The organism is Micromonospora sp. NPDC048905 (genome assembly GCF_040649655.1).
Taxonomy (GTDB): domain Bacteria; phylum Actinomycetota; class Actinomycetes; order Mycobacteriales; family Micromonosporaceae; genus Micromonospora.
On record NZ_JBEZFV010000001.1, the window covers coordinates 323,909 to 336,603 of the forward strand.

10 protein-coding genes are annotated in these 12,695 nt (G+C 72.9%); 8 read left to right on the forward strand and 2 right to left on the reverse strand.

Annotated elements, in window-relative coordinates:
* Window positions 1–36: 36 nt before the first annotated feature.
* The 4 genes from AB0C01_RS01525 (at window position 37) to AB0C01_RS01540 (ending at window position 4,541) form a co-directional block, all read left to right on the forward strand.
* Window positions 37–1,221 (forward strand): zinc-dependent alcohol dehydrogenase, encoded by a 1,185-nt coding sequence (locus tag AB0C01_RS01525; protein ID WP_357245651.1) that lies wholly within the window; start codon window positions 37–39, stop codon window positions 1,219–1,221.
* The gene (locus AB0C01_RS01530) at window positions 1,218–2,147 is read left to right on the forward strand and encodes an SDR family NAD(P)-dependent oxidoreductase (RefSeq protein ID WP_357245654.1); all 930 of its coding nucleotides are present in this window, start codon (window positions 1,218–1,220) and stop codon (window positions 2,145–2,147) included. Before AB0C01_RS01525 ends, AB0C01_RS01530 begins: the two co-directional genes overlap by 4 nt.
* A 150-nt stretch (window positions 2,148–2,297) precedes the next feature.
* Complete coding sequence (locus AB0C01_RS01535) at window positions 2,298–3,272, forward strand: serine hydrolase (protein WP_357245657.1); 975 nt, start codon at window positions 2,298–2,300, stop codon at window positions 3,270–3,272.
* Between the two features lie 123 nt (window positions 3,273–3,395).
* Window positions 3,396–4,541 (forward strand): MBL fold metallo-hydrolase, encoded by a 1,146-nt coding sequence (locus AB0C01_RS01540; RefSeq protein ID WP_357245660.1) that lies wholly within the window; start codon window positions 3,396–3,398, stop codon window positions 4,539–4,541.
* 40 nt (window positions 4,542–4,581) lie between these two features.
* Here AB0C01_RS01540 and dgt read toward each other — a convergent pair whose 3' ends face one another.
* Window positions 4,582–6,093 (reverse strand): dGTP triphosphohydrolase, encoded by a 1,512-nt coding sequence (gene dgt, locus AB0C01_RS01545; RefSeq protein ID WP_357245662.1) that lies wholly within the window; start codon window positions 6,091–6,093, stop codon window positions 4,582–4,584.
* A gap of 154 nt (window positions 6,094–6,247) precedes the next feature.
* On the opposite strand from dgt, the gene AB0C01_RS01550 reads away from it, so the two are divergent.
* From AB0C01_RS01550 to AB0C01_RS01560, 3 genes are all read left to right on the forward strand, one after another.
* Window positions 6,248–8,755 (forward strand): Tex family protein, encoded by a 2,508-nt coding sequence (locus tag AB0C01_RS01550; protein ID WP_357569934.1) that lies wholly within the window; start codon window positions 6,248–6,250, stop codon window positions 8,753–8,755.
* A 307-nt stretch (window positions 8,756–9,062) separates the two neighbouring features.
* Complete coding sequence (locus AB0C01_RS01555) at window positions 9,063–9,947, forward strand: aminoglycoside phosphotransferase family protein (RefSeq protein ID WP_357246173.1); 885 nt, start codon at window positions 9,063–9,065, stop codon at window positions 9,945–9,947.
* 23 nt (window positions 9,948–9,970) lie between these two features.
* Window positions 9,971–10,438: a hypothetical protein gene (locus AB0C01_RS01560; RefSeq protein ID WP_357245668.1), complete on the forward strand. Its 468-nt coding sequence runs from the start codon at window positions 9,971–9,973 to the stop codon at window positions 10,436–10,438.
* On the opposite strand, the gene AB0C01_RS01565 is transcribed toward AB0C01_RS01560, so the two are convergent.
* Entirely contained in the window at window positions 10,368–11,315 is a 948-nt protein-coding gene (locus AB0C01_RS01565; RefSeq protein WP_357245670.1) for a DUF389 domain-containing protein, read from the reverse strand. The two genes, AB0C01_RS01560 and AB0C01_RS01565, sit on opposite strands and share 71 nt — an antisense overlap.
* 217 nt (window positions 11,316–11,532) lie before the next feature.
* Between AB0C01_RS01565 and AB0C01_RS01570 the strand changes: the two genes are divergently transcribed.
* A complete protein-coding gene (locus tag AB0C01_RS01570; protein WP_357569935.1) occupies window positions 11,533–12,690 on the forward strand; it encodes a DegT/DnrJ/EryC1/StrS family aminotransferase in 1,158 nt (385 codons plus the stop codon).
* Window positions 12,691–12,695: the final 5 nt, after the last annotated feature.

Sequence of the window (12,695 nt, forward strand, 5' to 3'; positions counted from 1 at the left end):
AGTCTTCGGAGACGGTAGTGAGAAGGGATGAGGGACATGAAGGCACTGACCTGGCAGGGCAAGCGGGACGTACGGGTCGAGGAGGTGCCGGACCCTCGGATCGAGGAGCCCACCGACGCGATCGTCAAGATCACTTCGACCGCGATCTGCGGCTCCGACCTGCACCTGTACGAGGTTCTCGGGCCGTACCTGAAGCCCGGTGACGTCCTGGGCCACGAACCGATGGGTATCGTCCAGGAGGTCGGGTCCGAGGTGACCGGGCTGAAGCCGGGCGACCGGGTGGTGGTGCCGTTCAACATCTCCTGCGGGAGTTGCTGGATGTGCCAACGCCAGCTCTACGCCCAGTGCGAGACCACCCAGGTGACCAGCGAGGGCAAGGGCGCCTCGCTGTTCGGTTACACCTCGCTCTACGGTTCGGTGCCCGGTGGGCAGGCCGAGTACCTGCGCGTCCCGCAGGCCCACTTCGGCCCGATCGTCGTCCCGCCGACCGGCGCCGACGAGCGCTACCTCTACCTGTCCGACATCCTGCCCACCGCGTGGCAGGCGGTGAAGTACGCGGACACCCCGCCCGGTGGCACCCTGGCCGTCTTCGGGTTGGGTCCGGTCGGGCAGTTCTGCGCCCGGATCGGCCGCCACCTCGGCGCCGGCCGGGTGATCGGGCTGGACCTGGTGCCCGAGCGGCTGGAGCTGGCCCGTCGGCACGGCATCGAGGTGCTCGACGTCCGTGAACTGTCCGACGTGCCGGGCGCGCTCATCGACCTGGTCGACGGACGCGGCCCGGACGCGGTGATCGACGCCGTCGGCATGGAGGCACACGGCTCGCCGGGCGGCAAGCTGGCCCACGCCGCCGTCGGGCTGCTGCCGGACAAGCTGGCCCAGGTGATGACCGACAAGGCCGCCATGGACCGGCTGTCCGTCCTGCACGCCGCGCTCAAGGCGGTCCGCCGCGGCGGCACCGTGTCGATCTCCGGGGTCTACGGCGGTGAGGTGGATCCGATGCCGCTGATGGAGATGTTCGACCGGGGCATCCAACTGCGGATGGGGCAGTGCCACGTGCGCCGGTGGACCGACGAAATCCTGCCGCTGCTCGCCGGTGACGACGACCCGCTGGGCGTGGAGGACCTGCGTACCCACCGGGTGCCGCTGGCCCGCGCGCCGCAGGCGTACGAGATGTTCCAGAAGAAGGAGGACGGCTGCATCAAGGTCGTGCTCGAACCGTGAGTCGGGTGGTGGTGGTCGTCGGCGCGAGCAGCGGGATCGGCCGGGCGACAGCCCGGGCGTTCGCCGAGCGCGGCGACCGCCTCGTCCTCGCCGCCCGGGCCACCACCACCCTGGCCGAGGTACGCGCGGAGTGCGCCGACGTCGACGTGCTGACCGTGCCGACCGACGTCACCGAGCCGGGCGCGTTGGAGGCGCTCGCGGACGCGGCCATCGATCGGTTCGGCCGGATCGACGTCTGGGTGCACACGGCGGCCGTGATGGCGTACGGGCGCTTCGACGAGTTGCCCGAGCAGGTCTTCGACCAGGTGGTACGGACCGACCTGCTCGGCGCCGCCGGCTCGGTACGGGTGGCGGTGCGGCACTTCCGGGCCGCCGGGGCCGGCGTGGTCATCCTCACCGGTTCGGTGCTCGGGCACATCACCGCGCCGTACATGAGCGCGTACGTGGCGAGCAAGTGGGGTTTGCAGGGTCTGGTCCGCACGGTGCAGCAGGAACTACGCGACAGTCCGGAGATCCAGCTGTGTCTGATCAACCCGGGCAGTGTGGACACACCCGTCTACCAGCAGGCGGCCAACTATCTGGGCCGGGTCGGCCGGCCCCCACCGCCGGTCACCAGCCCGCAACGGGTGGCCCGCGCCATCGTGGACTGTGGGGACCGGCCGCGCCGCGAGGTCTCGGTGGGCCGGCTCAACGTGGTGCTGCGAGCCGGGTTCACCGTGCTGCCGGGCGTCTACGACGTCCTGGTGGGGCCGCTGATGCGGCTGGCCGGCCTGAGTGGACGGCCGGTGGCCGCGACCGACGGTAGCGTCTTCGTCGCGAACCCGGCCGGCGAGTCGGTGCGCGGTGGTCACCTGCCCGACCTGCGGCAACTCGTGTCCGGGCCGGTGAGCGCGGTCGGTGCCGCGCTGCGCCGACGCCTCGGCTGATCTGTTCGGGACTGTTCGGGACAGTTTGGAGTCGTTGTGCGTCGATCAACTCGCCTAGGGTGGTGGGCCAGCAAGCGCTCTGGCGCTCCACTATGGGGGAGACGATCGACCATGCGACTCAATCGCAGAACGGCACTCGGCTTGGGAACGATGGCTACCGCCGGGACGGTGTTGGGCGCCGCGTCGCCCGCGAGCGCCGCGACTCCGGCGAGCACCAACGAGGCCACACCGACCACGCCCGCCCGGGCCGCCCGGCGGATCGCCTCCGTGTTCACCAGGCACAGCACCGAGGTCGGTGGCAACTGGCAGGCGTACATCAGCGTCGCCGACCCGGCCGGCGCGCCGGTGGTCGCGGTGACGGCCGACGCCGACCGGCGGATCGAGGCGTACAGCGTCAACAAGATCGCGGTTGCCACCGCGGTGCTCGACAAGGTCGACCGGGGGCTGCTCACCCTGGACCAGCAGGTCGAGGTGACCGCGGCGATCGTCGTGCCCGGCGGTGACGGCATCTTCAGCCTGGACGGCGCGTACCCCAGCAAGGTGACCATCGGGCACGTGCTGGCCAACCTGCTGACCGTCTCGGACGACACCGCGGTGCGACTGTGCGGGCTGGTCGCCCCGGCCGCCGAGATCAATTCCATCCTGGTCGCCAAGGGCTTCCCGAACACCCAGGTCGAGCCGGTGGCCAACCCGAACCGGTTCTTCCTCGGCACCAGCACCCCCCGGGAGACGCACGACCTGCTGCGCGCCCTGGTCGGCGGCACGCTGCTCTCCCCCGCCTCGACGACGTACCTGCTGGGCATCCTGCGTTCCCCGGTGGCGTTCACCGACGGCATCCGGCGCACGATGTCCTCCGACGAGCGGGCGCGGATCGCCACGAAGGCCGGCTGGTACGGCGACGCCCGGCACGAGGCCGGCGTGATCTTCGACGGCTCCGGCGCGGCGGTGCTCACCTACGCGCTCTTCGCCGACGGGCAGGCCGACCCGGACAACTTCGGCGCCACCCACCCGGCGGTGCAGGCCCGCGCCGCCATGGGTCCCAAGTTCCTGGCCGCGGTGGACCGGATCGCGGGCGTCGGCAAGACGTTCCGGATCACCGCCCGCCGTCCCAGCAACGGCGGCTAGGGTACCCACCGCACCGTTCCGGGTCGGTCGCCGCTGCCGGCGGCCGGCCCGGCGTGGCGACCGCCGAGGCACGCTCCGGCGCGGGTGACTACCGTGTAGGGCGGACACGGCGGAGGGACGGCAATGGCACGAGTGCGGAGCACGGACGTCGAACGGTCGCTCGGTCGGCGGATGCGGGGGGCGGCGGGACTGGCCGCGCTGGCCGGCCTGGCCTGGGTCGCCCGGGATGTGCCGGCGGCCCTCGGTGGCCGGCTCAGCGGAGCCCGGGCCGAACGGGCGGCCCGCTCGCCCCAGTTCCGCGAGGGCACCTTCCACAACCGGGCCGGCACCCGCACGATGGTCACCGAGCCGGGGCGCAACCTGCTCCGCGAGCTGATCTTCGGCAAGCAGAAGCGGCGACCCACCGCGCCGGTGCCGCTGCTGCGCCCCACCGGAGGGCCGGAGGCCGCCGACACCGCCGACGAGCTCAACATCGTCTGGTACGGCCACGCCTCGACGCTCATCGAGATCGAGGGCCGGCGGGTGCTGCTCGACCCCATCTGGAGCGACCGCTGCTCACCGTCGGGCCTGGTCGGTCCGCGCCGGCTGCACGAGCCGCCGGTGGGCATCGACGAGTTGCCCCCGCTGGACGCCATCCTCATCTCGCACGACCACTACGACCACCTCGACATGGCCACCGTGCGAGCGCTGCTCGCCGGGCAGTCCGCGCCGTTCTTGGTGCCGCTCGGCGTGGGCGCGCACCTGGACCGCTGGGGCGTACCCGCCGAGCGGATCATCGAACTGGACTGGTCCGAGTCGCACCACGTCGCCGGGCTGGAGATCACCGCCACCGCCGCCCAGCACTTCTCCGGTCGAGGCTTGCGCCGCGACGGCACGCTCTGGAGCTCCTGGGTGGTGGCCGGGGCGCGCCGCACGGTCTTCTACACCGGCGACTCCGGCTACTTCGAGGGGTACGCGGAGATCGGTGCCGAGCACGGCCCGTTCGACGTGACGCTGATGCAGATCGGCGCGTACGACAGCGCCTGGCCGACGATCCACATGTTCCCCGAGGAGGCCGTCGCCGCCCACCTCGACCTGCGCGGTGGCCTGCTCGTGCCGGTGCACTGGGCGACGTTCAACCTGGCCCTGCACGACTGGTCCGAGCCGGTCGACCGGTTGTGGGCCGAGGCGAAGGCCCGCGACGTGCGGCTCGCCGTGCCCCGCCCGGGTGAGCGGGTCGTGGTCGACGAGCCGCCCGCCGTCGACGGGTGGTGGCAGGCCGTCGCCTGAGCCTGGGTCAGGCTCGACTGGGGCAGGCCGTGGGCTTGGCTCAGAGCACGAACGCGTCGGTCCAGAGCGCACCCGAGCGGCCGGAGAGCGCGTCCAGCATGGCCACCGCCTGACCGTCGGTGAGCTGCGCGACGAAATCCACGATGGCTCGGCCCCGGGCCCGTCCGATCCGGTCCGGGGTACGCGGGTGCAGCTCCGCCTCGGCCAACTCGACCAGGTCGTGCAGCCGGCGGGGCAACCGGGACTCCTCCTCCGGGTCGAGCAGCCACTCCCAGAGCGCCTCGACCAGGGTGCCCAGCAGCCGGGCCTGGCCGCGCTGGTGCAGGGCGAGATCCGGGCGGGCCAGCACGAACCGGTGGTGGACGAACTTGAGCACCTGCACCTCGTGCCACTGCGCGCAGCCCAGCAGCACGTACCCGGAGCGCACCGACGGCTGGTCGGTCACCGTGATCGCCTCGACGAAGCGGGTGGACCAGCGGGCGGAGAACCGCGCCACGTACTGCTCGGCCTCGATCGAGCCGTCGAACGGCATCGCCAGCAGCCCGTCGACCAGCTCCTCGCGGACGTGCTCGACGGCGGCGGCGAAGGCGTCGTCGTCGGCGATCCAGGCGTCCTTGCGGTGCAACTGCCGACGGAGCCGCTCGATCGCCGCACCGGGTCGTCGCGCCGCGGTGGCCAGCGCCGAGTCGGTGATCGCCCGGAGCTGCCCGCTCTCGCGCTGCCAGGCCATCAGCTCCGCGGAGACCGACCCCTGCTGGAGCACGCCGACCCGGTAGAAGTCCTCCACGTCGTGGATGGCGTACGCGATGTCGTCGGCGGTGTCCATCACCGACGCCTCCACGGTCTGCTGCCAGTCCGGGATGCGCCCGGCGAACGGCTCCCGCGCCTGCCGCAGGTCGTCCAGCTCGGTGCGGTACGCGCCGAACTTCGACGAGCCGCTCTCCGGGTCGTCCGGCGGCGGGGTGGCGCCACGCGGCGGCGGGTCCATCGTGCGGGGGTGCGGGTCGGGGTGGTCCAGGCGCGTCCACGGGTACTTCAACATCGCGGCGCGGACCGCCGCGGTCAGGTCCAAGCCGGTGGTGGCGGCGCCGCGGATCTCGGTGCTGGTGACGATCCGGTACGACTGGGCGTTGCCCTCGAACCCGTCGGTGAGGCCGAGGCGCTGACGGGCCAGCCGGTCCAGCACCCGCTCCCCCAGGTGCCCGAACGGCGGGTGGCCGAGGTCGTGGGCGAGCGCGGCGGCCTCCACCACGTCGGGTGAGCAGCCACCAAGCTTGTCCAGCAGGTCACGCGTGTGCTCGTCGGCCGTCAGCCGCTCGGCGATCGACCGGCCCACCTGGGCGACCTTCAGGCTGTGGGTGAGCCGGTTGTGCACCAGCAGCCCGGAACCGACCGGGCTGATGACCTGGGTGACGCCGCCGAGGCGGGCGAAGAACGGCGAGCCCACGATCCGGTCCCGGTCGGCGCGGAACGGGTCGGCGGCGAGATCGCCGAGGGCGCGGGCGCTGCCGCCGAAGAGCCGACGGGCGCGCGGCTCCGCAGGTGTTTCCATGATCGCAACGCTAGCGCAGGCCCGAGGGGGCCGTCCGGGGGTCGCCCGGCCGGGCGCGGTGGTTCGGTCCTCCGCCCCGGCCGGGCGCGGCGACAGCGCCCCGGCCGGCCCGGCAGAATGCAGGCGTACCCACTCCCGAAGGCGGATCGAGATCGTGACCCAGTCTGTTCATCAGCGGATCGCCGACGAGCTCGGCGTGGCCGAGCGTCAGGTGCGGGCGGCCGTGGAGCTGCTCGACGGCGGCGCCACCGTGCCGTTCATCGCCCGTTACCGCAAGGAGGCCACCGGCCTGCTCGACGACACCCAGCTGCGCACCCTGGAGGAGCGGCTGCGCTATCTGCGCGAGCTGGACGAGCGGCGGACGGCGGTGCTGGAGTCGATCCGCGGCCAGGGCAAGCTGGACGAGGCGCTGGAAGCGCAGATCATGGCGGCCGACTCGAAGTCCCGGCTGGAGGACATCTACCTGCCGTACAAGCCGAAGCGACGCACCCGGGCGCAGATCGCCCGCGAGGCCGGGCTCGCGCCGCTGGCCGAGACGCTGCTGGCCGACCCCACCCAGGACCCACGGGCCACCGCCGCCGGGTTCGTCGATGCGGAGAAGGGCGTCGCCGACGCCGCCGCCGCGCTGGAGGGCGCCCGCGCCATCCTGATCGAGACGTTCGCGGAGGACGCCGACCTGATCGGCACGCTGCGCGAGCAGATGTGGTCGCGGGGCCGTCTGGTGTCCCGGGTACGCGAGGGCCAGGAGGCCGCCGGCGCCAAGTTCGCCGACTACTTCGACTTCTCCGAGCCGTACCCGAAGCTGCCCTCGCACCGGATCCTGGCGATGTTCCGGGGTGAGAAGGAGGGCGTGCTCGACCTGACCATGGAGTCGGAGGAGGCGGGCGAGGCGGACGCCGTACCCACCGGCCCGACCCGGTACGAGGCGGCGATCGCCGGCCGGTTCGGAGTCTCCGACGCGGGCCGCCCGGCCGACCGCTGGCTGGCCGACACGGTCCGCTGGGCGTGGCGTACCCGGATCCTCATCCACCTGGGCGCGGACCTGCGGATGCGGCTGTGGCAGGCGGCCGAGGAGGAGGCGGTCCGCGTCTTCGCCACCAATCTCCGCGACCTGCTGCTGGCCGCCCCCGCCGGCACCCGTCCGACGATGGGCCTGGACCCCGGCCTGCGCACCGGGGTGAAGGTGGCCGTGGTGGACGCCACCGGCAAGGTGCTCGCCACCGACACCATCTACCCGCACGAGCCGCGCCGGCAGTGGGACGCCTCGGTCGAGACCCTCGCCCGGCTGGCCGGGGCGCACGGGGTGGAGCTGATCGCGATCGGTAACGGCACCGCCTCCCGGGAGACCGACAAGCTGGCCGGCGACCTGATCGCGCGGCACCCGCAGCTCAACCTGACCAAGGTGATGGTCTCCGAGGCCGGCGCGTCGGTCTACTCCGCCTCCGCGTACGCCTCGCAGGAGCTGCCGGGGATGGACGTGTCACTGCGCGGCGCGGTGTCCATCGCCCGCCGCCTCCAGGACCCGCTCGCCGAGCTGGTCAAGATCGACCCGCGGTCGATCGGCGTCGGCCAGTACCAGCACGACCTGTCCGAGGTGAAGCTGTCCCGGTCGCTGGACGCGGTCGTCGAGGACTGCGTCAACGCGGTCGGGGTGGACGTCAACACCGCCTCCGCGCCGCTGCTGACCCGGGTCTCCGGGATCGGCGCCGGCCTGGCCGAGAACATCGTGCTGCACCGGGACGCCAACGGGCCGTTCCGTACGCGTACCGACCTGAAGAAGGTGGCGCGGCTCGGGCCGAAGGCGTTCGAGCAGTGCGCCGGCTTCCTGCGCATCCCGGACGGCACCGACCCGCTGGACTCCTCCAGCGTGCACCCCGAGGCGTACCCGGTGGTGCGCCGCATCCTCTCCACCACCGGGCAGGACCTGCGCTCGGTGATCGGTAAGAGCGGCATCCTGCGCGGGCTGCGGGCCACCGACTTCGTCGACGACCGGTTCGGCCTGCCCACCGTCACCGACATCCTCGCCGAGCTGGAGAAGCCGGGCCGGGATCCCCGGCCGGAGTTCCGCACCGCCACCTTCGTCGAGGGCGTGGAGAAGATCAGCGACCTGACCTCGGGCATGGTGCTGGAGGGCGTGGTCACCAACGTGGCCGCGTTCGGTGCGTTCGTCGACGTCGGCGTGCACCAGGACGGCCTGGTGCACGTGTCGGCGATGTCCCGGACGTTCGTGAAGGACCCCCGCGAGGTGGTCAAGTCCGGCGACGTGGTCAAGGTCCGGGTGCTCGACGTGGACGTACCCCGTAAGCGGATCTCGCTGACCCTGCGCCTGGAGGACGAGCCGGCCGCCGCCGGTGGCGGTGGTCGGACGAGTCAGGAGGGGCGCGGTGGCCCCGCGCAGGGCGGACGCGGCGGGCAGGATGGTCGCGGCGGCGCCGCTGGCGGCCAGGGCGGGTCCGGTGGTGGCGGCAGGTCCGGCGGGTCCGGTGGGCGCGGCGGGCAAGGCGGGTCCGGCGGACAAGGCGGGTCCGGCGGACAAGGCGGGTCCGGCGGACAAGGCGGTCGCGGCGGCCAGGGCGCACGGGGCGGGCAGCAGCGGCAGGGCGCACCGGCGCCGGCCAACGACGCGATGGCGGAGGCTCTGCGCCGCGCCGGGTTGGCCTGATCCCGGGGCCGGCGCGAGGAAGCGACCGGGACGCCCGGCGGGGCGGCGACCTTCGGCGCCTCCCGGGCCGGACGCGCGCTGACCGACTCGGCGGGCGGACAGCGAGTGTCCAAGATCTGGAGTTGTCGGAGATTCCTGTCGAGCACGCCCCAGATCTGGGGCGTGCTCGAGAGGGCGCATCCAAAGGTTGGGGTCTGAGCGCGGCCATCCGCGACCGGTCCAGCCATCGGCGGGCGGCAGGCGCGCACGGGCGGCGAGAAATCGGGTCGCGTGTCTGCGGGGCTTGGGCGATGATCTCGCGGTGCGGATGCATGCCGACCAGGTGGATGTGAGCGTGGACGTCGTTGCCGCGCTGGTGGCCGAACAGTTTCCGCGCTGGCGGGAGCTGCCGGTGCGCCCCCTCCGTTCGGCCGGCACGGTGAACGCGCTGTTCCGGCTCGGGCCGGAGATCGTGCTGCGGTTTCCGCTGCGGCCCTTCGCCGATCCCGACCTGCGCGCCGAACTTCGGCGGGAGCAGGAACACGCCGTGCTGCTCGCGGCGCACCTGCCGGTCGCGGTGCCCGAACCGCTCGCCCTCGGTGCGCCCGGCGAGGGGTACCCCGGGTCGTGGACGGCGTACCGGTTCATTCCCGGGGAGACGGCGCAGCCCGATCGGATCGAGGATCCGGAGCTCTTCGCCCGTGACCTGGCCGCTGTCGTGGTCGCCCTGCGCGGCATCGACGCCGGAGGGCGGTCGTGGCCGGGGTACGGCCGGGGCGGGCCACTGGCGGGCGAGGACGTCGACGTGCGGGCCGCCCTCGCGGTCAGCGGTGAACTCATCGACACCGCCGCGCTCGCCGAGGTGTGGGACAGGTGCCGGGACGCACGCCGGGACGATCCGGCCGACGTGTGGATCCACGCCGACCTGATGCCGGGCAACCTGCTGGTCCGCGACGGGCGACTGGCCGCGGTCATCGACCTGGAGGCAGTCAAGCTCGGTGACCCGGCGGTGGATCTGATGCCGGCGTGGAACCTGTTGGACCCCGGCTCGCGGGAGACGTACCGGCGGGCGTTGGGCGTGGACGACGCCACCTGGGAGCGGGGGCGCGGCTGGGCCCTGGCGCAGGCGATCGTCGCGCTGCCGTACTACGTCGAGACCAACCCGGTGATGGCCGGCATCGCCCGGCACACGCTGCTGGCCGTACTCGACTGAGTCGGGTCGCGTACCGTCGGCTCGTGGGTGAGGACGACGACCGCGAGTGGCGGGAGCGGCAGCGGCAGGCGGTGCGGGCACACGCCGACGCGGACGCCCGCCGACGGGCCGCCGAGCAGGCGGAAGCGGCGGAGTTGGTGGCCTGGTTCGTGGCCGAGGCGACCCGTCGAGGGCTGCCCACCACCCGACTGGTCGCCCGGGGCTACGACGGGCGCGGGCGCTACCGGACCAGGCTGACCGGTTGGTACGTCGACCGGGCCGGCACCCGGGCGGTGGACGTGGCCGGCCGGTTCCACCTGTTGACGGTGCCCGGCGGCGTGCGCGCCCGGCTGTTCGGGGTCGACCCGCAGCCCAGCCCGGCGCCGTTGGTGGTCGGCGCGGGAGGCCGCGACGGCGAGTCGATCCCGTTGCGGACGTTGCTCACCCGGCTGCTGGACGACGGGACCGGCGGGCCAGGTTCCACCACCAGGCCTGCTGCACCACGAGGGTGAGCAGTCCGGCCAGGACGATCGCACAGATGTTGATCACCAGTTGGAGGGCCGAGCCGCCCGCCTCGTCCCACACCCCGTAGGCGGCGGCGACCGCCACGTTCGCCGCGGCTGGCACGGTGGTCACCGAGATCAGCACCCCGACCAGGCTGCCGGACTTCTTCGACGTCAACGACAGCATGCCGGCCACACCGGCGAGCAGACCGACCACCCAGGACAACGCGTCCGGACGCCAGATGAAGTCGGTGAGGGGTCGCTTGGCGAGCAGCATCTCCTCGCTGACCAGGCCGGCGGCGGTCAGCGCCCAGGTGCTCAGCACGGTCGCCACCATGGCCGCCAGGAAGCCCACCGAGAGCGCCTGCACCGAGCGGCCGATCACCCCGAACCTACGGCGTAGCAGCGCCACGCAGAGCGCGGCGAGAGGGCCGAACTCCGGGCCGACCACCATCGCCCCGACGATGAGGATCGGCTGGTCCAGCAGCACACCGATGCCAGCGATCATGGTCGCCACCACGATCAGAACGAGGTAGGTGCCGGACAGCTCGGTCTGCTCGCCGGTCTTCGCGGCGATCTCGTCCCAGACCACCGCGTCGGCGCCGCTGCCGGGGGCCCGGCGGGCGGCCCGGTCGGCCGCTCTCGACAGGGTCAGCTCGACGTCGTCGGCCGCGATGCCGCCGCTGGTGTCCACACCGATCCGCTGCAAGCCCTGCAACACCTGGTCGGCACTCTCCCGCACCACGTCACAGAGGATGAGGTCGCCTTTCGGCTGCCGGGCCGCACCGGGCAGCACGGCCAGGTGCGTCACCCCCGCCTGGGCGGTGAGCAGATCGACGACCTCGGTCGACCGATCCGCCGGGGCAATCACCCTCAGGTGCAGCACTCGTTCTCCCTGGTGTGGACGTATCGCCAGCGCGGCCGGCAGCACTCTACCGGCCACGTCCGGTGACCAGCCGAACGCGAGGACCGATCGGGTGGATTCGTCGCACAAACGGCGGAAAGCCCCGCTCAGTCCCATAACGCCTGATACAACAATCGTGGTCTTCCCTATCGACCGATCGGAGGCGCCATCCGTGGAGCTGATCCACCACCGTCCGCCCGTGGCGCGCAGCGGCGGTCCCGGCGTTGCCGACCCGGTCTTCCTGTCCCCGCCCGACGTGGGCGAGTTGGAGGAGTCCTACCTGCTGCGGGCCATCCGGGCCGGGCGCTTCGACCCGGACGGGCCGGAACTGGGCGCGTTCGAACGGGAGCTCGCCGCGCGGGTCGGCGTCGGCTACGCGCTGGGGCTCTCCTCCGGCACGGCCGCCCTGCACCTGGCACTGCTCGCCGTCGGCGCGGGACCGGAGACGGTGGTGGTCGTGCCCACGCTCACCTTCGCCGCCACCGCCAACGCGGTCACCTACACCGGCGCCGAACCGGTCTTCGTGGACTGTGACGCCGCCACCGGCAATCTCGACGTCGACCTGCTCGCCGACCTGCTCGGTCGTCTCGTCGACGCGGGCCGACGGGTCGCCGCCGTACTGACCGTGGACATCAACGGCCGGTGCGCCGACTACGACAGGTTGTTGCCGCTCTGCGCGGCCGTCGGTGTCCCGGTGGTGGAGGACGCGGCGCAGGCGCTCGGCTCGACCTACCGGGGGCGGTGTGCCGGCACGTTCGGCCGGGTCGGGATCTACTCGTTCAGCCACAACAAGGTGATGACCACCACGGGCGGCGGGATGCTGGTCTCCGACGACCCCGCGCTTGTCGCCCGAGCCCGACACCTGGCCACCCAGGCCCGCGAGCCGGTGTCGCACTACGAGCACCGCGACGTGGGCTACAACTACCGGCTCAGCACGTTGCTGGCCGCGCTCGGCCGCGCCCAGCTCACCCGACTGGACGCCATGGTCGCCCGACGGCGGGCGCTGCGCGACAGGTACGCCCGGCTCTTCAGCGGCGTGCCCGGCACTCGGATCCTCGGCGCCGGTGACCCCGGCTCGAACTGTTGGTTGACCTCCGTGGTCGTCGAACCGGAGCGCACCGGCTGGCAGCCCGGCCAACTCGCCGAGCACCTGGCCGGCCACGGCGTGGAGTGCCGCCCGATGTGGAAACCGATGCACCGCCAACCGGTGTACGCCGACCGGCAGGTCGCCCAGACCGGTGCCGCCGACCGCCTGTTCGCCACCAGCCTGTCCCTGCCCAGCGGCTCCGCCCTCGCCGACGACCAGGTCGAGCGCGTGCTCGCCGCCACCACCGAGTTTCTGGACGGACACCGATGAACCGG